This window comes from Burkholderia sp. Bp8963 (assembly GCF_003854275.1).
In the GTDB taxonomy this organism is placed as follows: domain Bacteria; phylum Pseudomonadota; class Gammaproteobacteria; order Burkholderiales; family Burkholderiaceae; genus Burkholderia.
In genome coordinates this window covers 1-22189 of record NZ_QTQP01000024.1, presented here as the reverse complement: position 1 = coordinate 22189, position 22189 = coordinate 1, and the positions used below count along the sequence as shown (strand labels likewise).

Below are 22189 nucleotides of genomic sequence, written 5' to 3'. Positions count from 1 at the left end.
GGCGGAACGGCGAACGTATCGGAGAACATCGGGGGAACGAAGGATCGGCATCCGGCGGCTCAGCCGCCATACACACGATCCGCCAGGTACGCGAACGCGATCGGCCGCAGGCTCCTGATCGCAGCCCGGGCACGATTTACGACCTTCCCGCGCGGCGGGACGTTCCGCTGCGCGTGCTGCCATACCGAACGCATCATGACACCCTCCTTTGACGCTTGCATTGAACGTGCAGACCGCCGTGACGGCGGGGCATCGATCCATGCAGAGGATTCTATATATAGCTATTGATTATTTGAATTTGATAAATCCCATCTATGCGATAGGCAAAAATAAACGGGGTCGCACGACCCCGTTCATCTGCTGCGTCCATCGGCCGCGCCGAGTCAATTCATCGTCGCCGGCATGTCGAGCTTCGCGACGCCCGGCAGGTCGCACCCGGAGATTGCGTCGCTGATCGCATCGATCGCGGGCATCCGCGTGAAGCTCTTGCGCCACACGAGCACGACGCGGCGGTCCGGCACCGGGTCGTTGAACGGCACGTACGACAGCAGCTCGGCATCGGGGCCGTTCGCGCGCGGCCCGACCTCGGTGACCGACATCCGCGGCAGCACGGTGATGCCGACGCCGCTCGCGACCATGTGGCGGATCGTCTCGAGCGACGAGCCCTCGAAGGTCTTCTGGATCCCGTCGGCCGTCTGCGAGAAGCGCATCAGTTCCGGGCACACGCCGAGCACGTGATCGCGGAAGCAGTGGCCGTTGCCGAGCAGCAGCATCGTCTCCTGCTTCAGGTCCTCCGCGTCGATCTGGTGGCGCTTTTCCCACGGATGGCCGGCCGGCAGCGCGACGACGAACGGCTCGTCGTACAGCGGCCGCACCATCAGGCCCGTCTCGGGGAACGGAAGCGCCATGATCGCCGCATCGATCTCGCCCTGCTTCAGCAACTCGAGCAGCTTGAGCGTGTAGTTCTCCTGCAGCATCAGCGGCATCTGCGGAACCCGCTGGATCATCTGCTTGACGAGCGTCGGCAGCAGGTAGGGCCCGATCGTGTAGATCACGCCGAGGCGGAACGGGCCGACGAGCGGATCCTTGCCCTGCTTCGCGATCTCCTTGATCGCGAAGGTCTGCTCGAGCACGCGCTGCGCTTGCGTGACGATCTGGTCGCCGATTGGCGTGACGCTCACTTCGCTCGCGCCGCGCTCGAAGATCTGTACGTTGAGTTCGTCTTCCAGCTTCTTGATCGCCACCGACAGCGTCGGCTGGCTCACGAAGCATGCTTCGGCCGCGCGGCCGAAATGCCGTTCGCGCGCGACCGCGACGATGTATTTCAATTCAGTCAGCGTCATTGTGGGTCAATCAAATAGATACAGGCGATAGGTTTAATTTATACACCCTGTGACGCCGGTTCGCCAAGTTTCTCCGCATCATCGTGCGCAATTCCGCGCTTTTGAATCCGGCCCTCAATCTGCGCTCAATCTGCCCTTTATTGGTCGTCACGCCTTCAGGTACTGCTCGCGCGCGCCGAGCCAGCGCGCGAGATGCTGCGTGACGACGTCCGGATAGCCGGCAATCAGCCGCGCGGCCGCTTCGCGGGCCGGCTCGATCAGCCAGCCGTCGGTTTCGAGGTTCGCGAAGCGCAGCATCGCGGCACCCGACTGGCGCGCGCCGAGGAATTCGCCGGGGCCGCGGATCTCGAGGTCGCGCCGCGCGATCTCGAAGCCGTCGGTGGTCTCGCGCATCGTCTTCAGCCGTGCACGGCCGGCGAGCGACAGCGGCCCGCTGTACAGCAGCACGCATACCGACGCCGCGGTGCCGCGCCCCACCCGGCCGCGCAGCTGGTGCAGCTGCGCGAGGCCGAAGCGCTCCGCGTGGTCGATCACCATCAGCGACGCGTTCGGCACGTCGACGCCGACTTCGATCACGGTCGTCGCGACCAGCAGCTGCACGTCGTTGCGCGTGAACGCGTCCATCACCGTGGCCTTGTCGGCCGGCGACAGGCGCCCGTGCACGAGCCCGACCTGCAGCTCGGGCAGCGCAGCGACGAGCGTCTCGTAGGTCTCGACGGCCGTCTGCAGCTGCAGCGTCTCGCTTTCCTCGATCAGCGGGCAGACCCAGTACACCTGGCGGCCGGTCAGCGCGGCCTCGCGCACGCGCGCGATCACCTCGTCGCGCCGCGCGTCGCCGACGACGCGCGTCAGCACCGGCGTGCGGCCCGGTGGCAATTCGTCGATCGTCGACACCTCGAGATCCGCGTAATAGGTCATCGCGAGCGTGCGCGGGATCGGCGTCGCGGACATCATCAGCTGGTGCGGCTGGAACCCGTGCGCGCCGTCCGCCGCGTTGGCCGCCTTCGCGCGCAGCGCGAGGCGCTGCTCGACGCCGAATCGGTGCTGCTCGTCGACGATCACGAGGCCGAGCCGCGCGAATTCGACCGCGTCCTGGATGATCGCGTGCGTGCCGATCACGAGCTGCGCGGTGCCGAGCGCGGCCGCTTCGATCGCCGCGCGCTTCTCCTTCGCCTTCAGGCTGCCGGCGAGCCACGCGACCGACACGCCGAGCGGCTCGAGCCAGCCGCGCAGCTTGCGCGCGTGCTGTTCGGCGAGGATCTCGGTCGGCGCCATCAGCGCGGCCTGGTAGCCGGCGTCGATCGCCTGCGCGGCCGCGAGCGCCGCGACGACGGTCTTGCCGCTGCCGACATCGCCCTGCAGCAGCCGCTGCATCGGATGCGCCAATGTCAGATCCTGCGCGATCTCGTCGACGACGCGCGCCTGCGCGCCCGTCAGCGTGAACGGCAGCGCCGCGTAGAGGCGCGTCGTCAGCGCGTCGGCATCGCTCGCCGTGCGGCGCGGCATCGCGGGCGCGGCGCGCGTGCGGCGCTCCTCGTGCGCGCGCTTCAGCGACAGCTGCTGCGCGAGCAGCTCGTCGAACTTGATGCGCGTCCATGCGGGATGCGAGCCGTCCATCAGCGCGGCTTCGTCCGAGTCGACGCCCGGGTGATGCAGGATCCGCACGGCGTCCGCGAGCGGCGGCACGCCGAGCGGTTTCAGGTACGTGCGGTCGATCTCCGGCGGCAGCAGTTCCGGCAGCGGCGTGCGCTCGACCGCGTTCTCGATCGCCTTGCGCAGGTACGCCTGCGACACGCCGGCCGTGCTCGGATAGACGGGCGTGAGCACCTGCGGCAGCGGCGCGTCGGCTTCGACGACGCGTACCGCGGGATGCACCATCTCCATCCCGAAGAAGCCGCCGCGCACGTCGCCGCGCACGCGCAGCCGCTGGCCGACGGCCATCTGCTTGACCTGCGAGCCGTAGAAATTCAGGAAGCGCAGCACGAGCTGCTCGCCGTCGTCGTCCTGGATTTTCACGACGAGCTGGCGGCGCGGCCGGTACGCGACCTCGTTGTCGAACACGACACCTTCCGTCTGCGCGATGCCGCCCGGCAGCAGCTCGCCGATCGGCGTGAGCGTGGTTTCGTCCTCGTAGCGCATCGGCAGATGCAGCACGAGATCGATCGAGCGCGTCAGGCCGAGCTTCGCGAGCTTGTCGGCGGTTTTCACGGGCTTGTCGGCCGCGGCCTTCTTGCGCTTCGGCGCGGCCGGCTCAGGCGCGGCCGGCTTGGGTGCGGCTGGATCAGGTGCGGCCGGACCGGAAGCGGAAGACCCTGCGGCGTCCTGCCCGTCGCCGGCCGGTTCGTCCGGACCGGCGCCGGATGCGTGTGCGTCGAACGCGGCCGCCGGCTGCGCGAGCCGGCCGTCGGCGCCGCGGCGCGGCCCGGCGCGGCGCGGCGCCGCGCGCACGGCAGGCGCGGCAGGCGCGGCAGCGTCCGCGTCGAACGGATCGGCGGAATCGGCGGAATCTGCAACGGCGGCGGCGGCAGAACGGCGTGGTGACACGGGCATCGGATCGTCAGGGTGCTTCGCAAGTACAATAGCGGCTTTCACGTCGTCCAAACGAGCGACGCCGGCCAAGCCGCGCACCCCGCCATCATAGCGGCTCGCGCGCCCCAATTACGCGTTTCCGCCTGCCGGCGGCGCACGCCGGCCGCTTCGAACCAGCCCGCATGTTCACGCTTTCCGATTTCGATTTCAATCTGCCACCCGAGCTGATCGCGCAAACCGCGCTGCCCGACCGCACCGCGAGCCGCCTGCTCGAGGTCGACAATTCGGTCGAGCCGGCCCGTCTCGTCGATCGCCGCTTTACCGAACTGCCGTCGTGCATCGCGGCCGGCGACCTGCTCGTGTTCAACGACACCAAGGTGCTGAAAGCGCGCTTCTTCGGCCACAAGGCGAGCGGCGGCAAGATCGAGGTGCTGATCGAGCGCGTGACGGGCACGCACACCGCGCTCGCGCAGATCCGCGCGAGCAAGTCGCCGGGCCCCGGCACGACGCTGACGCTTGCCGACGCGTTCGACGTGACGGTCGGCGAGCGCGTCGAGCCGTTCTTCACGCTGCATTTCCCCGCGCCGTGCCTGGCGCTGATCGAGCAGTACGGCCGCCTGCCGCTGCCGCCGTATATCGAGCACGATCCGGACGCGACCGACGAAACCCGCTACCAGACCGTCTATGCAAGCAACCCGGGCGCGGTCGCCGCGCCGACGGCTGGCCTCCACTTCGATGCGCCGATGCTCGCGAAGCTCGACGCGATGGGCGTCGAACGTGCGACGCTGACGCTGCATGTCGGCGCCGGCACGTTCCAGCCGGTACGCGTCGAGAACATCGCCGAGCACAAGATGCACAGCGAGTGGTACGAACTGCCGCAGTCACTCGTCGACAAGATCGCCGCGACCCGCGCGCGCGGCGGCAACGTGATCGCGGTCGGCACGACGTCGATGCGCGCGCTCGAGGCTGCGGCGCGCGACGCCGACGCCGCGGGCCGGCCGCTCGCCGCGACGCAGGCCGAGACCGACATCTTCATCACGCCCGGCTACGCGTTTCGCGTGGTCGACCGTCTGGTGACGAACTTCCACCTGCCGAAGTCGACGCTGCTGATGCTGGTATCCGCGTTCGCGGGTGTCGACACGATCCGCGCCGCTTACCGGCACGCGATCGACGCGCGCTACCGCTTCTTCAGCTACGGCGATGCGATGCTGCTCACGCGGCGTGAAGCGCCGGGCGCGTAAGCACCGCACGCACTGTCTGCACGCATCATTTGAGGCTGCGTGCGGTTGCACGCCGCTGCCGCCTGCCCGCCGCGCACGCTACGATAGCGCGCAACCGATTTTTTACCGCCGCCGGCATCCCGGCGGCGTTTTCAACATGCGCCGGACTGTTTTCCGGTGGCAAGGAGAACAATACGATGACCGAAGGCCCCTCCCACGCTCACGCTACGCACGATCACGACGCGCACGAACACATCCGCCCGCACAACGGCCTGAAGTTCGACTTGCTGACGACCGACGGCCACGCGCGGCGCGGCCGCGTGACGCTCAACCACGGCGTCGTCGAGACGCCGATCTTCATGCCGGTCGGCACCTACGGCACCGTGAAGGCGATCCAGCCGCGCGAGCTGCATGAAATCAAGGCTCAGATCATCCTCGGCAACACGTTCCATCTGTGGCTGCGCCCGGGCCTCGACACGATTGACGCGCACGGCGGCCTGCACGGCTTCATGGGCTGGAACAAGCCGATCCTGACCGATTCGGGCGGCTTCCAGGTGTTCTCGCTCGGCGACCTGCGCAAGATCACCGAGGACGGCGTCACGTTCGCATCGCCGATCAACGGCGACAAGCTGTTCCTGTCGCCGGAAGTGTCGATGCAGATCCAGAAGGTGCTGAACTCGGACGTCGTGATGCAGTTCGACGAGTGCACGCCGTACGCGACCAACGGCGTGCCGACCACGCACAAGGAAGCGGCCGACTCGATGCGGATGTCGCTGCGCTGGGCGAAGCGCTCGCTCGACGAGTTCAACCGGCTCGGCAACCCGAACGCGCTGTTCGGGATCGTCCAGGGCGGGATGTTCGAGGATCTGCGCGACGAATCGCTCGCGGGCCTCGCCGAGCTGGATTTCCACGGCCTCGCGATCGGCGGGCTGTCGGTCGGCGAGCCGAAGGAAGACATGATGCGCGTGCTGCGGCACGTCGGCCCGAAGCTGCCCGCGCACAAGCCGCACTACCTGATGGGCGTCGGCACGCCGGAGGACCTCGTCGACGGCGTCGCGAACGGCATCGACATGTTCGACTGCGTGATGCCGACCCGCAATGCACGCAACGGCTGGCTGTTCACGCGCTTCGGCGACGTGAAGATCCGCAACGCGACGCACAAGCATTCGCTGAAGCCGCTCGACCCGAGCTGCGGGTGCTACACGTGCCAGAACTTCTCGCGCGGCTACCTGCACCACCTGCACCGGGTCGGCGAGATCCTCGGCGCGCAGCTCAACACGATCCACAACCTGCACTACTACCTGCAGCTGATGAGCGAGATCCGCGAAGCGATCGAGACGCACACGTTCGACGCGTTCCGCCAGCGCTTCGCAGAGGACCGCGCGAGAGGGGTCGACTGACGGGCGGGCGGCGCCGCGCGCGATGTGCCGGCGCCGTGCGTCCGATCAGACAAGTACTAAAAAGGCACTGACAGGTATCGGTTAGAACCGTCAAACATTACAATTGCCTTTCTTTCGCAAACGACGACGGCCCCTATCCCGCATTAACAGCTTGATCCCAAAGCGCATTTTGCGGCGCCGTCGCGCTTGGGGCCGGTGGTAGAATAACCGGCTTAATTTTCGATCTTCCCTTACGGAGAGACCAACGTGCCGTTCATTTCCAATGCCTTCGCGCAAGGTGCCGCGGGTGGCGCCGAATCGAGCCTGATGAGCTTCCTGCCGCTCATCCTGATGTTTGGCGTGCTGTACTTCATCATGATCCGTCCGCAGATGAAGCGGCAGAAGGAGCACCGCAACATGCTCTCCGCCATGGCCAAGGGCGACGAAGTCGTCACGAGCGGCGGCGTCGTCGGCAAGGTGACGAAGGTCTCGGAAGCCTACATCGGCGTCGAGATCGCCGAAGGCACCGAAATCACCGTGCAGAAGGCCGCTGTGACGACCATTCTGCCGAAGGGCACGATCAAGTCGCTGTAAGCCCTTCCCCGAGCGTCCGGCCTTCCGCGCCGCGCCCGCCCGAGAAGCGGGCCGCCACGGCGCCGGACGCGATGCTTTCCAGCCAACTACCCCGTTCGGCCCCCTCATGAATCGTTACCCACTCTGGAAATATGTCGTGATGGTCGTGGCGCTCGCCATCGGCTTTCTGTACACATTGCCCAATTTCTTCGGCGAAGCGCCGGCGGTGCAGGTGTCGAGCGGCAAGGCCACGGTCAAGCTCGACTCGGCGACGCTCAGCCAGGTCGATGCCGCGCTCGCAGCCGCTCAGATCACGCCGGACGACGTCACCTTCGAGAACACGGCCGCCAACGCGAACATCCGCGTGCGCGTGAAGGACACCGATACGCAGCTGCGCGTGAAGGACCTGCTGCAGAAGACGCTGAACGCCGATCCGAACGATCCGCAGTACATCGTCGCACTGAACCTGCAGAGCGCGTCGCCGCGCTGGCTGACCGCGCTGCGCGCACTGCCGATGTATCTCGGCCTCGACCTGCGTGGCGGCGTGCACTTCCTGCTGCAGGTCGACATGACGGGCGCGCTGACGAAGAAGCTCGATTCCGACGCGTCCGATACGCGCACGCTGCTGCGCGACAAGAACATTCGCGACGGCGGCGTGAGCCGCGTCGACCAGTCCGTCGTCGTCAACTTCAGCGATTCGCAGGCCGCCGACGATGCGCGCCAGCTGCTCACGTCGTCGGTCACCGAGCTGCAATGGGCGACCCGCCCCGGCGGCGGCGGCGTGCAGGTGGTCGGCACGTTCACGCCGGCCGTGCAAAAGGCCGTCGAAGACGCCGCGCTCAAGCAGAACCTGACGACGCTCCACAACCGGGTCAACGAACTCGGCGTGTCGGAGCCGATCCTGCAGCAGCAGGGCAGCGACCGCATCGTCGTCGAACTGCCGGGCGTGCAGGACACCGCGAAGGCGAAGGACATCATCGGCCGCACCGCGACGCTGGAAGCGCGCCTCGCCGACCCGCTCAACACGCACCCGAATCCGAACGATCCGGTGCCGCCGGGCGAGGAGCTGTTCACGCAGGGCAACCAGGCGCCCGTGCTGCTGAAGAAGGACGTGATCTTCACCGGCGACCGCATCATCGACGCATCGGCCGGCTTCGACGAGCATCAGCGTCCGTCGGTCAACCTCCGCCTCGACTCGGCGGGCGGCCGTTCGGTGCGCGCGGTGTCGCGCGAGAACATCGGCAAGCCGATGGCGATGGTGCTGTTCGAGAAGGGCAAGGGCGAAGTGCTGACGGTCGCGACGATCCAGTCGGAACTCGGCGACCGCTTCCAGATCACGGGCCAGCCGACCCCGCAGGCCGCGGCCGACCTCGCGCTGCTGCTGCGCGCCGGCTCGCTCGCCGCACCGATGGACATCATCGAGGAACGCACGATCGGCCCGAGCCTCGGCGCCGACAACATCAAGATGGGTATCCACTCGGTGATCTGGGGCTTCTGCGCGATCGCCGTGTTCATGATTGCGTACTACATGCTGTTCGGTGCGATCTCGGTGATCGGCCTGTCGGTGAACCTGCTGCTGCTCGTCGCGGTGCTGTCGCTGATGCAGGCGACGCTGACCCTGCCGGGCATCGCCGCAATCGCGCTCGCGCTGGGTATGGCGATCGACTCGAACGTGCTGATCAACGAGCGCGTCCGTGAAGAACTGCGCGCCGGCCAGCCGCCGCAGCTCGCGATCCAGTCGGGCTACGCGCACGCGTGGGCGACGATTCTCGACTCGAACGTCACGACGCTGATCGCCGGCCTCGCGCTGCTCGCATTCGGCTCGGGCCCCGTGCGCGCGTTCGCGATCGTGCACTGTATCGGCATCCTGACGTCGATGTTCTCCGCGGTGTTCTTCTCGCGCGGGCTCGTCAACCTCTGGTACGGCGGCCGCAAGAAGCTGAAGTCGCTCGCGATCGGCCAGGTGTGGAAGCCGGAAGGCGCGACCGCCGGCGCCCCGTCGTTCACCGCCGCGGACGAATCGACCGACACCGCGCGCGCCGCGAAGCTCGCCGCCCCCGCGAACGCCAACGCGCCGCGCACCGGCAAGCCGCAGTTGCGCAACCGCGCGGCGTCGCAGAAGAAACCGGGCTCGACCCGTTAAGGACCCGGAGACGACCATGGAATTTTTCCGTATCCGTAAAGACATCCCGTTCATGCGGCACGCGTTGGTCTTCAACGTGATCTCGCTGGTAACGTTCCTTGCCGCCGTGTTCTTCCTGTTCCATCGCGGGCTGCACCTGTCCGTCGAGTTCACGGGCGGCACGGTGATCGAAGTGCAGTATCAGCAGGCTGCGCAGCTCGAGCCCGTGCGGACGACGCTCGGCCAGCTCGGCTACGCCGACGCGCAGGTGCAGAACTTCGGCACGTCGCGCAACGTGCTGATCCGCCTGCAGCTCAAGCAGGGCCTCACGTCCGCGCAGCAGAGCGACCAGGTGATGACCGCGCTGAAGGCGCAAAGCCCGGACGTGACGCTGCAGCGCGTCGAGTTCGTCGGCCCGCAGGTCGGCCGGGAGCTCGCGACCGACGGCCTGCTCGCGCTCGCGTGCGTCGTGATCGGCATCGTGATCTACCTGTCGTTCCGCTTCGAATGGAAGTACGCGGTCGCCGGCATCATCGCGAACCTGCACGACGTCGTGATCATTCTCGGCTTCTTCGCGTTCTTCCAGTGGGAGTTCTCGCTCGCGGTGCTCGCGGCAATTCTGGCGGTGCTCGGCTACTCGGTGAACGAGTCGGTCGTCATCTTCGACCGGATCCGCGAGACGTTCCGCCGCGAACGCAAGATGACCGTGCAGGAAGTGATCAACCATGCGATCACGACCACGATGTCGCGCACGATCATCACGCACACGTCGACCGAAATGATGGTGCTGTCGATGTTCTTCTTCGGCGGCCCGACGCTGCACTACTTCGCGCTCGCGCTGACGGTCGGCATCCTGTTCGGCATCTACTCGTCGGTGTTCGTCGCGGGCTCGCTCGCGATGTGGCTCGGCATCAAGCGCGAAGACCTGATCAAGGAAAAGAAGCTCGCGCATGATCCGGACGATCCGAACGCGGGCGCGCAGGTGTAAGCGCGTCGCTGCTTCGGCACACTGCTTCGGCAAACGGAAAAGGCCGGTTCTCGCGAACCGGCCTTTTTGTTTTTCCTGACCCGTCCTGAAACAGGTTGACACTTTTTCGCCGAGACGAAGAGATACCAAGTGGAGCAAGGGATCAAGCGTACGCAGCAGGCCCGGCAGCGCGGCGCGCCGGGCAATAAAAAACCGCCGCGTCCCGACGGGAAACGCGGCGGTTGCTCGCGTGGCGGCTCACGCCGCCCGGCGCGATCGGGGCCGGCTTACTGCTTGGCCGCGTCCTGCTTGACCGCTTCGGCCGTGATCAGCAGCTTGGTCGCCATCTTGAAGCCGTACGCCTTGCCGTAATCGACGCCGAAATCGCCACGATCGAATTCGCCGACCGCGTCGACACCGCACACTTCACGCTTGAGCATCGGGTGCGGCATGCACTTGAACGAGTCGATCTTCAGCGTCAGCGGCTTCGTCACGCCATGCAGCGTCAGGTTGCCGACGACTTCGGTCGGCTTGTCGCCGTCGAACTTGATCGTGCCCTTGTAAGTCGCTTCCGGATACTTCGTCGCATTGAAGAACTCGGCCGACTGCAGGTGCTCGTCGAGCTTCGTGTTGCCGGTGCTGACCGACGCGATGTCGGTCGTCACTTCGACCGTGCCAGTCTTCGCCGCGCGATCGAGCGTCACCTTGCCCTGCGACTTGTCGAACTTGCCGCGCCACACCGACAGGCCGCCGAAGTGGTCGGCCTCGAAGCTCGGGTACGTGTGGCTCGGGTCGAACTGGTACGTCGCCACGTCGGCGAATGCCGGGAACGACAGCGAAGCGGCAAGCGCACCGGCCGCGATCATCAGATGCTTGTTCAATTCATTCTCCTTGGAACGTCGCCGTGCTCATGCGCGGCGCCGGGTTACACGACATTGCCGCGCTTATTTCGCGGACACGATATGAAACTTGATCTGCACTTCGTCCGCGACGACCGACGTATCCTTCCACTCGCCGGTGCCGACGTTGAACGCCGAGCGCTTGATCGGCAGCACGCCGTCGAAGGTCTGCGTCGCGCCGTTCTGCGTGATCGTCACGGGCACCGTGACGGTCTCGGCCTTGCCCTTGATCGTCAGCTTGCCGGTCACGTTGTACTTGCTGCCGCCCGCGGGCGCGATCGCCGACGACACGAAGGTCGCCTGCGGAAAGGCTTTCGCATCGAACCAGTCCTTGCCGGCAACCTGGTCGTTGTACATCTTGTCGCCAAGGTCGTAGCTCGCGATGTCGATCGACACCTGCGCGCTGCCCTGCGTGGCCTTCGCCGGATCGAACCTGATCTGCGCGGCGAACTTCTTGAACACGCCCTCGGTCGGCACGTTCATCTGCTTCGACACGGCAGACACCTTGCTCTTCGCCAGATCGACGTCGGCGTGCGCCGCGCCCGACGCGGCAAGCGACACCGCGGCGAACGCGGCGAACGCGGCCAGCATGGAGCGGGAGAAAGACACTTTCATGGGATCCTTCATTTGGCAAAGGGGAGCATCCGCGACAGCAGGCCGTCACGGTCCAACAACTGATGCTTGATTGCCGCGAGCATGTGCATCGCGACGAGCGCAAGCAGAATGTAATTCAAGGACACATGGAGCGTCTTGAAGGTTTCCTTCAGCACCGGATCGGGATCGATCAGGCGCGGCAGCGGCACGATGCCGAGGTACACGACCGGGATGTTCGACGCCGAGCTGTACAGGTAGCCGGTGATCGGGATCACGAGCATCAGCGCATACAGCAGCCAATGCACGCCATGCGAGCCGATGCGCTGCCAGGCCGGCATGCCGTCCGGCAGCGACGGCGGCACGTGGGTCGCGCGCCACAGCACGCGGATCACGGCGAGCGCGAACGCCGTCACGCCGATCCACTTGTGCCACGAGAAATACTTGAGCTTCGTCGGCGTGAAGCCGGGGATGTCGGTCATCACCCAGCCGAGCGCGAAGCCGCAAACGATCAGCAGCGCAATCAGCCAGTGCAGCGCGATCGCCGTCTGCGTGTAACGTGCCGGCGTGGCCAGCAGCGGTTTCGATGCCATGGAGTCCTCAGTTCAGCAAAGTGCAGCGCGGCTCCGATTCGTCCGACGCATGCCAAGGGCGCCATGCTACCGCAACCTTTCGACGCGCGCGGGTTCCGACGACGGACGTGCCAGCCGGCTGCCAGCTTCGCGCCACGTTACCGATCTGTCACACGGCGCCGCGCTCTTGACACCGCGGAAAAGCCGTTTTGGTAAGATTGGCGCGGGTTCCGGCCCCGTCGACGCGCCCTCCCGCTGTCGCGCAACCGCTTTCTCCATGCAACGAAACGACCTGATTGCCTGCCACGAGTGCGACGCACTGTTGCACAAACCGCGCCTTGGCGGTCACGACAGTGCGCACTGCCCGCGCTGCAACGCGCTGCTCTACCGCAGCGCGTCGGCCCAGCTCGACCGGATCTGCGCGCTCGCGCTTGCAGCGCTGATCACGTTCGTGATCGCGCAGGCGTTCCCGATCCTCGAAATGGACGTGAACGGCAATCGCGTGCAGACGACGCTGATCGGCGCGATCGATTCGCTGTGGCACCAGGACATGGCGCTCGTCGCGGTGATGGTGTTCTGCTCGACCGTGCTGTTCCCGCTCATCGAGATGGCCGCGCTGCTGTACCTGCTGTTTCCGATGCGGCGCGGCGTGATCCCGCCCGGATTCAATCTCGTGCTGCGCGCGGTTCAGCTCGTGCGCCCGTGGGGAATGATCGAGGTGTTCATGCTCGGCATTCTCGTGACCATCGTCAAGATGGTCACGCTCGCGCACGTCGTGCCGGAAGCCGCGCTGTTCGCGTTCGCCGCACTGACGCTGATGATCGCGGTCGTCCTGATGTTCGATCCCGGCATGCTGTGGGACATCGCCGACGACCTGCGCGCCGGCCGCGCGCCTTCGCGCGGCCGCGACGCCGCCTCCCTGCCGCAGGCCCCCCCGCCGATGACGACGCCGACGGCCGACCGCGAGGGCCTCGCCAGCTGCCACACGTGCGGGCTCGTGCAGCCGCTCTCCGACGCGTACGCGCATTGCACGCGCTGCGGCGCGGCGCTCCATTTCCGTGTGCCGAACAGCCTCGCACGCACCTGGGCGCTGCTGATCGCCGCGGCGATCCTCTACATCCCGGCGAACCTGCTGCCGATCATGCGCACGTCGTCGATCGTCGGCTCGCAGGAAGACACGATCATGAGCGGCGTCGTGCTGTTCTGGGTATCGGGCGACTGGCCGCTCGCCGTCGTCGTGTTCGTCGCGAGCATCCTCGTGCCGATGCTGAAGCTTTGCGTGCTGCTGATCCTCGTGATCAGCGCGCAGCGCCGCTCGCCGTGGCGGCCGATGCAGCGCACGCGCCTGTTCCGGCTCGTCGAGCATATCGGCCGCTGGTCGATGCTCGACATCTTCGTCGTGACGCTCACCGTCGCGCTCGTCCACTTCCGTTCGCTCGCCATCATCACGGCCGGCCCCGGCGCGATCGCGTTCGGCTCGGTCGTGATCCTCACGATGCTCGCGTCGATGCAGTTCGATCCCCGCCTGATCTGGGATCCCGTCGAAACTTCTGGGAAACACCATGAATAGTCCGCACGACCCGCAGGGGGCCGGCCATCCGTCTCCCCCCGACGGTCCCCGCCCGCCCGATCCCGTGATCTCGTCGAAAAGCGGCTGGCTGCCGTCGCTCGTCTGGCTCGTGCCGCTGATCGCCGCGCTGATCGGCATCGGCCTCGTGATCAAGTCCGTGCGCGAGCGCGGCCCGGAGATCACGATCAGCTTCCACAGCGCCGAAGGCCTCGAACCCGGCAAGACCCAGGTCAAGTACAAGGACGTCGAGATCGGCATGGTCAAGACGATCACGCTGTCGAAGGACCTGGCGCGCGTGCTCGTCGACGTGCAGCTCAAAAAGGAATCCGAGGACTTCGCGGTCAAGGGCTCGCGCTTCTGGGTCGTGCGGCCGCGCATCGGCGCGACCGGCGTGTCGGGGCTCGGCACGCTGCTGTCGGGCGCTTACATCGGCGTCGACGCCGGCCGCTCGTCCGAAGGCGAGACCGACTTCACGGGCCTCGAGACGCCGCCCCCCGTCACCGGCGACCAGAAGGGCACGCAGTACGTGCTGCGCGGCGATTCGCTCGGCTCGGTCGACATCGGCTCGCCCGTCTACTACCGGCGCGTGCAGGTCGGCCAGGTGGTCGGCTTCGCGCTCGACAAGGACGGCACGGGCGTGACCTTCAACGTGTTCGTCAACGCGCCGTACGACCAGTACGTCGGCATCAACTCGCGCTGGTGGCAGGCGAGCGGCGTCGACCTGCGGCTCGACTCGAGCGGCCTCAAGCTGAACACGCAGTCGCTCGCGACCGTGATCCTCGGCGGCATCGCGTTCCAGGCGCCGCCGAACCAGACCAGCGGCGCAAACGCGCCGAACAACACGACGTTCCGCCTCGCGTCCGACGAGACCGACGCGATGCGCGACCCGGACGGCCAGCCGCTGCCGGTCGTGATGAACTTCAACCAGTCGCTGCGCGGGCTCTCGGTCGGCGCGACGGTCGACTTCCGCGGCATCGTGCTCGGCGAGGTCACGAAGATCGGCATCGAGTTCGAACCGAAGACGAAGACGTTCACGATGCCGGTGACGATGAACATCTATCCGGAACGCCTCGGCCCGCGCTTCCGCGAAACGATCGCGAGCAAGGGCGAACCGGCCCGCCGCCTGATCGTCGAGCGCCTCGTCCAGCACGGGCTGCGCGGCCAGCTGCGCACCGGCAACCTGCTGACGAGCCAGCTGTACGTCGCGCTCGACTTCTTCCCGAAGGCGCCTGTCGTGAAGATCGATCCGGCACGCCAGCCGCTCGAGCTGCCGACCGTGGCGAACTCGCTCGACGAGCTGCAGGTGCAGGTCGCCGACATCGCGAAGAAGCTCGACAAGGTGCCGTTCGACCAGATCGGCTCGAACCTGAACAGCGCGCTCGCGAACGCCGACAGGCTGTTCAAGCAGCTCGACACGCAGGTCGCGCCCGAGGCGCGCGACACGCTGTCGGCCGCGAAGCAGACCTTCTCGACCGCGGAAGCGACGCTGCAGCAGGATTCGCCGCTGCAGTCCGACGTGCGCGGCGCGCTGAAGGAGCTCACGCGCACGCTGCAGTCGCTGAACGCGCTCGCCGACTATCTCGAGCGTCACCCCGAATCGCTGCTCAAGGGCAAGCCAGGAGATCAACCATGACGACACGCGTGAACGCACTTGCATGCGGCGCGGCGCTGGCCGCCGCGCTGGCGCTCGCCGCGTGCAGCTCGCCGCCCGCGCGGTTCTACACGCTGAGCCCCGCCAACGCGGCGCTCGCGACGCGCACCGCGCCCGCCAACCCGCCGTTCCTGATCGAGGTGCCGTCCGTCGGCGTGCCCGAGCAGGTCGCGAAGAACCAGCTCGTCGTGCAGAAGAGCGCCGCGCAGGTCGACGTGCTCGAGCAGGAGCGCTGGGCGTCGCCGCCCGCCGACGAGATCCGCCGCGCGCTGTCCGACGATCTCGCCGCGCAGCTCGGCACGATCGACGTCGCGAACTCCGCGACGCCCGCCGGCGTGCCCGTCTACCGCGTGAGCGTCAATGTGCAGCGTTTCGAGTCGTGGCCGGCCAAGCGCGCGGCGATCGATGCGGTGTGGAGCGTACGCGCGGTCGGCACGCCGTCGGTGATGACTTGCCGCACGAGCATCGCCGAACCCGTCGGCGACGGCTACGACGCGCTCGTCGCCGGCCACCGCCGCGCGCTCGACGCGATCGCCGCGCAGGCAGCGGCCGGCGTGCGCGCGATGGCGGCGCGGCGCGGCGCAGCGGCCGCGACGACGTCCGGCGGAAAGACCGCCGCCGCGCCGCTCGTCCCGTGCCCCGCGAACGCAACGGCCGGCGACGCGGCCGGCCCGACCGGCGCGACCGGCAAGCCGGGGACGTAACCGGCAGCGGCGGCGGCGCGCGGACCGCCACGGCCCGAACTTGCATTGTTTGTCAAAATCCGCCGGAACCGCCGACTGGCCTTCCGGTCGGCTTGCGTTTTTGCGTCCGATTGACGATCCTACGCACGTTCAGGCCTGCACCGGCCGGCACCCGCGCCCGCACGCATCACCCGCGCCGCCGGCAAGCCACCTCGCAACCCGCGCGCGCCCGTGACGTCGCGCCAGCCGCATCGAACGGGCCGCACCGTGCCGCCGTGCCCGGCCAGCCTCACCGGCATTCCAGGCGCCGCCCTCCCGGCTGGCGCTTCGCCGCATCCGAAACCTGCCCGTCCCGGGCTTTCGCTATTCCGTTTTATGTTTCGTTCCCTGACGACCCTGATCAAGAAGTGGCGCGCGTCGCGCAGTGCGAGCCACCAGCTCGACGCGCTGCTCGCGCATGCGGACGCCGACGCGTCATACGCCGAGCGCAGCGAATGGCTGATCGAGCTCGCGCACTGGCTGCGCCGCAGCGGCGCGATGCAGTCCGCGCAGGACGCCGCGGCCGAGCGCGACGACGACGTCCGCACGTATCCCGCACACGCGCGGCTGCGCTACCTGTTCCACGTGCTGGACCGCAATCCCGCGTGGAAATCGCACGCCGCGCGGATTCTGCGCAGCATCCTGCGCGAGTGCGACGGGATCTCGCTGCTGTGCGACGCCGGCATGCCCGTCCACTCGGGCTTCTTCGGCGCGCTGTTCGAGCGACTCGACGCGTCGCTGATCCCGCCCGCACCGAACCGCCGCGAGCTCACCGCGCTGTTCACGCTGATGTTCCCGGCGCCGGAGGACGCACAGTGGATCGACGCGCTGCCCGACGATCTGCTCGCGCGCATCGCCGCGCTGTTCTCGTTCGACGTGACCGACGACGAGCGCCACGAGCCCGGCTCGTTCTCGCGCGACCTGCTGGCCGCGCTGCACAACCTGACCTGCCAGATCAGCTCGACCGGCCTGTCGCAGACGGTGCGCAGCCGCCTGTCCGACGACGATGCGCACCAGCCGCTCGAGTCGCAGCCGTTCTACCGGCTGACGCGCGCGATGCTCGCCGTCGAGACCGCGCATGCGGCGGTCGAGGACGGCGGCGATCCGAGCAAGCTGCTGCACGAGGTCAACTACCTGCGCTCGCTGCTCGACGAATGCCATGTGGCGGTCGACGACGTGTTCTCGCATCTTTACCGCAACGGCGTGTCGGTCGACATCGTGTTCCAGGTCGAGCGGATGCGGATGCGCATCCAGCGCGCGGAAATGCTGCTCAACGCGTGGATGGCGCGCGACGACCTGCGCGGGATCGCGCACCTGAGCGCCGCGCTCGTCGACGCGAACCAGAACAGCCAGAGCGTGTCGCACCTCGTGCGCAGCAATTTCTCGCTGTTCGCGCGCAAGCTCGTCGAGACCAACGCGGACACCGGCGAGCACTACATCACGCGCGGCCGCGCCGAGTACCTGAAGATGCTGCGGATGGCCGCGGGCGGCGGGCTCGTCACCGTCGTGACGGTCTGCGCGAAGTTCGCGATCACCGGCGCGCACCTGCAGTCGATGCTCGAAGGGCTGCTCGCCGGCGTCAACTACGCGGCGAGCTTCATGCTGATGCACTTCCTGCATTTCACGCTCGCGACCAAACAGCCGGCGATGACCGCGCCGACGCTCGCGCGCGAGCTCGACGGCACCACGCACGACGACGGCGTGAAGCAGTTTGTCGCGTCGGTGATCGCGCTGATCCGCACGCAGGCCGCGGCAATCGCCGGCAACGTGCTGGTCGTGCTGCCGGTGTGCTTCCTCGTGCAGATGTTCGCGAGCGGCGTGCTGCACGCGAACCTGATCTCGCCGCAAAAGGCGCATGCGACGCTGCAGTCGTTCTCGCTGCTCGGCCCGACGCCGCTGTACGCGGCGCTCACGGGTGTGCTGCTGTGGTCGTCGAGCCTGATCGCCGGCTGGGCCGACAACTGGTTCGTGCTGCATCGCGTCGGCGACGCGCTCACGTACAACCGCCGGCTGCGCCTCACGCTCGGCGCGGCCGGCGCGGCGAAGCTCGCGCATTTCTGCCGGTCGAACGTCGCCGGCGTGGTCGCCAACGTCGGCCTCGGCCTGATGCTCGGCCTCGTGCCCGCGATCGTCAGCGTGTTCCTGTTCTCGTTCGAGGTGCGGCACGTGACGCTGTCCGCGGGGTCGATCGGCATCGCGCTCGGCGTGCTCGGCAAGGAAACGCTGCACACGCCCGAGCTGTGGTGGGCCGCGGCGGGCGTGCTCAGCATGGCGATCCTCAACGTGCTGGTGAGCTTCGCGCTCGCGTTCACGATGGCCGTACGCTCGCGCAGCCTGCGGCCGACCAAGGTGCGCGCGCTGGTCGCCGCGATCGGCCGCGCGGTCGCCGCGAATCCGGTCGTGCTCGTCTGGCCGGCCGACGACCGGAAGGCCCGCGCGAGCCAGCCCGGGTCGCACTGACAGGCGCGTACAATAGTGGACTTTTGTCCGTCCTCACCCGTCTTATGTCCTCGCCCACCCTGTTCGAATTCTTCGCTCCCTGCCCGCGCGGCCTCGAAGCGGCGCTCGCCGCCGAGCTGGCCGAGATCGCCGGCCGCCACCTGGACGGCGCGCCGTTCGCCGCGGGCGCGCAGGTGCCGGGCGGCGTCCATTTCCGGGGCGGCTGGGCCGCCGGCATGGCCGCAAACCTGCATTCGCGGATCGCCAGCCGCATCCTGCTGAAGATTGCGCACCGCCCGTACCGCAACGAGCAGGACGTGTACGCGCTCGCGCTCGAGCAGCCGTGGGAGCGCTGGTTCGCGGCGACGCAGACGCTGCGCGTCGACATCACCGCAATCAAGTCGCCGCTGAAGAGCCTCGAGTTCGCGACGCTGCGCGTGAAGGATGCGATCTGCGACCGGCTGCGCGACAAGACCGGCGCGCGCCCGAGCATCGACACCGGTGCGCCCGACGTGCGCGTGTTCGCGTTCCTGACCGCCACCGACTGCACGCTGTACCTCGACACGTCCGGCGAGCCGCTGTTCAAGCGCGGCTGGCGCCTCGACAAGGGCGCGGCGCCGCTGCGCGAGAACCTCGCGGCCGGCATCCTGCGCCTGACCGGCTGGACGCCCGGCACGCCGCTGTACGACCCGATGTGCGGCAGCGGCACGTTCCTCGCGGAAGCCGCGCAGATCGTGCTCGGCGTGGCGCCAGGCGTCGAGCGGCGCTTCGGTTTCGAGAAGCTCAAGCAGTACGACATCACCGCGTGGCAGGGCCTGAAGGTCGCGGCGCTGGACGCGAAACGCGCGGCGCGCGGCAAGCGCGACGATCTCGCGGTCTACGGCAGCGACATTTCGGGCGACATGCTCGACAAGGCGCGCACGAACCTCGAGCGGGCGGGCGTGCCGTCGGTGTGGCTCAAGCAGGTCGACGCGCGCGTGGTGGCGCCGCCGTGCGACGCGCCGGGGATCATCGTCGCGAACCCGCCGTACGGCGAGCGGATCGAGGTGCGCGGCCGCAGCGCGCGCGGCGAGGTGCGCGAGACCGGCCGCAACCGCGGCAACGACGACGCGTTCCGCCGCACGCACACCGATGCGCCCGATGCCGAATTCTTCAACTCGTTCGGCGATGCGCTGAAGCAGCGCTTCACGGGCTGGCAGGCATTCCTGCTGACGTCCGACCGTTCGCTGCCGGGCCAGCTCCGGCTGCGCGAGTCGGCGAAGACGCCGCTCTTCAACGGCGCGCTCGAATGCCGGCTGTTCCGCTTCGACCTGATCGCGGGCAGCGTGAAGGCGCGCCCGGCCGCGCCGGACGGCGACGCGTAAGCATCACGCGTTCGCGGCCACGCGAACGCGCACGCACCGGGCGGCGCCTGCCGTCGCCCGCCGCCGCAAATTCCCCCTCCCTCTCCGAACCGGACGCGAGATCGTCGCCCGTGACTGCTCGTCGTCCTGACGTCCCCGGCGCACACCCGGCCGATCCGCGCATTTGCCGACATCGCTCGCCCCTGACACATCCCGACGGCTGCATGTCATGACTGACGAAGCTACTGACAGCACGCTGTCAGCAGCCCTCGATCACACTGCATTCCCGGCGCAATGCAACGCCGGTTTCCCAGACGAAATCAAACGAAACAAGGAGCAGGTCATGACGTCCGCCATCCAGGAACAACGCGCAATCGCATGGTTCGACATTCCGTCCCTCGATTTCGACCGCGCGATCCGCTTTTACGAAACCGTGCTGCAGACGACGCTGCAGCGCGAAGTGATCGGCGGCGTGCCGATGGCGATGTTCGACCACGAGGCGTCGGGCACCGGCGGCAGCATCGTCTACGACCCGCAGCAGATGAAGCCGAGCGCGACCGGCGTGCTCGTCTACCTGAACGCGGGCGAATCGGTCGTCGCGGCGCTCGAGCGCGCGAAGCGCGCGGGCGGGATCGTGCAGGGCTCGGTCGTCGAGCTGCCGAACAACTACGGTTACATCGGGTACCTGATCGATACCGAAGGCAACCGCGTCGGCCTGCACGCTCGGAAATGCCACTGAGCCGGTCTGAGATGCAGCGGGTGCAGCGGGTGCAGCGGGTGCAGCGCTATCATCGCGGGATCGCCGCCTTCGACGGAATCGAGGACCAGAAATGACGCGCCGTGCCGACCGCCTGTTCCAGATCGCCGAACTGCTGCGCGGCCGGCGCCTGACGACCGCGCAGCAACTGGCGGACTGGCTGTCGGTGTCGCCGCGCACCGTGTACCGCGACGTGCGCGACCTGCAGTTGTCGGGCGTGCCGATCGAAGGCGAGGCCGGGATCGGCTACCGGCTGAACCGCCATGCGAGCCTGCCGCCGCTCACGTTCACTGCCGAGGAGCTCGCGGCGCTCGCCGCGGGCGCGCGGATGCTCGAGACCTGGGGCGGCGCGCGCTTCGCGGGCGGCGCACGTTCGGCGCTCGCGAAGATCGCGTCGGCGATGCCGGCCGACAAGCGCACCGCGCTCGACCGCCTGCCGGTGTTCGCGCCGTCGTTCCACATCGACGAGGCGTTCTCTGCGAAGGTCGACGCGATCCACCAGGCGGTGGACACGCGGCACATCGTCAGCTTCGCGTATCGCGACCGCCTCGGCGCACACACGCAGCGCCGCGTGTGGCCGCTCGGGCTCGTGTACTGGGGCGGGCGCTGGACGATCGGCGCGTGGTGCGAGCTGCGCGACGACTTTCGCACCTTCGACATCGCGCGGATGGGCGACATCACCGTGCACGAGCAGTTTCCCGACATGGAAGGGCGCCGGATCGCGGACTACATGCGGATTGCGGAAGCGCCGATGCGCTGACGCGCCCGGGCGGCGGCACGCCGCGACACAGTGACGAGCGCGTCAGTCGACCGACTTCACCATGTCCTCGATGACTTTCTTCGCATCGCCGAAGACCATCATCGTCTTGTCCATGTAGAACAGGTCGTTGTCGAGCCCCGCATAACCCGCCGCCATCGAGCGCTTGTTCACGATCACGGTGCGCGCCTTGTACGCCTCGATGATCGGCATCCCCGCGATCGGCGATTTCGGATCGTTCTTCGCGGCCGGGTTCACCACGTCGTTCGCGCCGAGCACCAGCACCACGTCGACCTGCCCGAACTCGCCGTTGATGTCTTCCATCTCGTACACGATCTCGTACGGCACTTCCGCTTCCGCGAGCAGCACGTTCATGTGCCCCGGCATCCGCCCGGCGACCGGGTGGATCGCGTACTTCACGTCGATCCCCTTCTCGACCAGCTTGTCGGTCAGCTCCTTCAGCGCGTGCTGCGCGCGCGCCACCGCCAGGCCGTAGCCCGGCACGATCACGACCGTCTCCGCGTTGCCGAGCATGAACGACGCATCTTCCGCCGAGCCCGACTTCACCGGGCGCTGCTCCTGCGCACCCGCCGGCCCGCCGGCCGACGCGTCGCCGCCGAAGCCGCCGAGGATCACGTTGAAGAACGAGCGGTTCATCGCGTGGCACATGATGTACGACAGGATCGCACCCGACGAGCCGACCAGCGAACCCGCGATGATCAGCATCGCGTTGTTCAGCGAGAAGCCGATGCCCG

The 22189-nt window shown here is 67.7% G+C and carries 18 protein-coding genes; 12 read left to right on the top strand and 6 right to left on the bottom strand.

The window, feature by feature from the left end; translation table 11 throughout:
- Nucleotides 1–383 precede the first annotated feature (383 nt).
- Complete coding sequence (locus DID96_RS20580) at nucleotides 384–1343, bottom strand: LysR substrate-binding domain-containing protein (protein WP_124601110.1); 960 nt, start codon at nucleotides 1341–1343, stop codon at nucleotides 384–386.
- A gap of 147 nt (nucleotides 1344–1490) precedes the next feature.
- Nucleotides 1491–3893, bottom strand: coding sequence for an ATP-dependent DNA helicase RecG (gene recG / locus DID96_RS20575; protein ID WP_124601109.1), 2403 nt, complete (start codon nucleotides 3891–3893; stop codon nucleotides 1491–1493).
- Between the two features lie 161 nt (nucleotides 3894–4054).
- Between recG and queA the strand changes: the two genes are divergently transcribed.
- The 5 genes from queA (at nucleotide 4055) to secF (ending at nucleotide 10154) form a co-directional block, all read left to right on the top strand.
- Complete coding sequence (gene queA / locus DID96_RS20570) at nucleotides 4055–5113, top strand: tRNA preQ1(34) S-adenosylmethionine ribosyltransferase-isomerase QueA (protein ID WP_124601108.1); 1059 nt, start codon at nucleotides 4055–4057, stop codon at nucleotides 5111–5113.
- A 176-nt stretch (nucleotides 5114–5289) separates the two neighbouring features.
- A complete protein-coding gene (tgt, locus tag DID96_RS20565; protein WP_124601107.1) occupies nucleotides 5290–6492 on the top strand; it encodes a tRNA guanosine(34) transglycosylase Tgt in 1203 nt (400 codons plus the stop codon).
- A gap of 246 nt (nucleotides 6493–6738) precedes the next feature.
- On the top strand, nucleotides 6739–7065 hold the full coding sequence (gene yajC / locus DID96_RS20560) for a preprotein translocase subunit YajC (RefSeq protein ID WP_124601106.1): 327 nt from the start codon (nucleotides 6739–6741) through the stop codon (nucleotides 7063–7065).
- Nucleotides 7066–7171: 106 nt separating this feature from the next.
- Nucleotides 7172–9187, top strand: a complete 2016-nt coding sequence (gene secD, locus DID96_RS20555; RefSeq protein WP_124601105.1) for a protein translocase subunit SecD — start codon at nucleotides 7172–7174, stop codon at nucleotides 9185–9187.
- Between the two features lie 16 nt (nucleotides 9188–9203).
- Entirely contained in the window at nucleotides 9204–10154 is a 951-nt protein-coding gene (secF, locus tag DID96_RS20550; RefSeq protein WP_124601104.1) for a protein translocase subunit SecF, read from the top strand.
- Between the two features lie 266 nt (nucleotides 10155–10420).
- Here secF and DID96_RS20545 read toward each other — a convergent pair whose 3' ends face one another.
- The 3 genes from DID96_RS20545 to DID96_RS20535 form a co-directional block, all read right to left on the bottom strand.
- A complete protein-coding gene (locus DID96_RS20545) occupies nucleotides 10421–11014 on the bottom strand; it encodes a YceI family protein (RefSeq protein WP_124601103.1) in 594 nt (197 codons plus the stop codon).
- A 63-nt stretch (nucleotides 11015–11077) separates the two neighbouring features.
- Nucleotides 11078–11647 (bottom strand): YceI family protein, encoded by a 570-nt coding sequence (locus DID96_RS20540; protein WP_124601102.1) that lies wholly within the window; start codon nucleotides 11645–11647, stop codon nucleotides 11078–11080.
- Between the two features lie 8 nt (nucleotides 11648–11655).
- Nucleotides 11656–12216, bottom strand: coding sequence for a cytochrome b (locus DID96_RS20535; protein WP_124601101.1), 561 nt, complete (start codon nucleotides 12214–12216; stop codon nucleotides 11656–11658).
- Between the two features lie 256 nt (nucleotides 12217–12472).
- Here DID96_RS20535 and DID96_RS20530 point away from each other — a divergent pair, with 256 nt between their 5' ends.
- The 7 genes from DID96_RS20530 to DID96_RS20500 all read left to right on the top strand — a co-directional run bounded on the left by DID96_RS20530 (nucleotide 12473) and on the right by DID96_RS20500 (nucleotide 21437).
- Nucleotides 12473–13765, top strand: coding sequence for a paraquat-inducible protein A (locus DID96_RS20530; protein WP_124601100.1), 1293 nt, complete (start codon nucleotides 12473–12475; stop codon nucleotides 13763–13765).
- Nucleotides 13758–15398, top strand: a complete 1641-nt coding sequence (locus tag DID96_RS20525; protein WP_124601099.1) for an intermembrane transport protein PqiB — start codon at nucleotides 13758–13760, stop codon at nucleotides 15396–15398. The genes DID96_RS20530 and DID96_RS20525 overlap by 8 nt, the downstream gene beginning before the upstream one ends.
- The gene (locus DID96_RS20520) at nucleotides 15395–16120 is read left to right on the top strand and encodes a membrane integrity-associated transporter subunit PqiC (protein WP_124601098.1); all 726 of its coding nucleotides are present in this window, start codon (nucleotides 15395–15397) and stop codon (nucleotides 16118–16120) included. Before DID96_RS20525 ends, DID96_RS20520 begins: the two co-directional genes overlap by 4 nt.
- 354 nt (nucleotides 16121–16474) lie before the next feature.
- On the top strand, nucleotides 16475–18598 hold the full coding sequence (locus DID96_RS20515; RefSeq protein WP_124601097.1) for a site-specific recombinase: 2124 nt from the start codon (nucleotides 16475–16477) through the stop codon (nucleotides 18596–18598).
- Between the two features lie 44 nt (nucleotides 18599–18642).
- Nucleotides 18643–19941 carry a class I SAM-dependent RNA methyltransferase gene (locus DID96_RS20510; protein WP_124601096.1) on the top strand — a complete coding sequence of 433 codons (1299 nt, stop codon included), beginning with the start codon at nucleotides 18643–18645 and terminating at the stop codon, nucleotides 19939–19941.
- A 322-nt stretch (nucleotides 19942–20263) separates the two neighbouring features.
- A complete protein-coding gene (locus tag DID96_RS20505) occupies nucleotides 20264–20659 on the top strand; it encodes a VOC family protein (protein ID WP_124601095.1) in 396 nt (131 codons plus the stop codon).
- A gap of 91 nt (nucleotides 20660–20750) precedes the next feature.
- Nucleotides 20751–21437, top strand: coding sequence for a YafY family protein (locus DID96_RS20500; RefSeq protein ID WP_124601094.1), 687 nt, complete (start codon nucleotides 20751–20753; stop codon nucleotides 21435–21437).
- A gap of 42 nt (nucleotides 21438–21479) precedes the next feature.
- Here DID96_RS20500 and DID96_RS20495 read toward each other — a convergent pair.
- The coding region (locus DID96_RS20495; RefSeq protein ID WP_148094509.1) for an NAD(P)(+) transhydrogenase (Re/Si-specific) subunit beta at nucleotides 21480–22189 on the bottom strand (710 nt) is incomplete at its 5' end.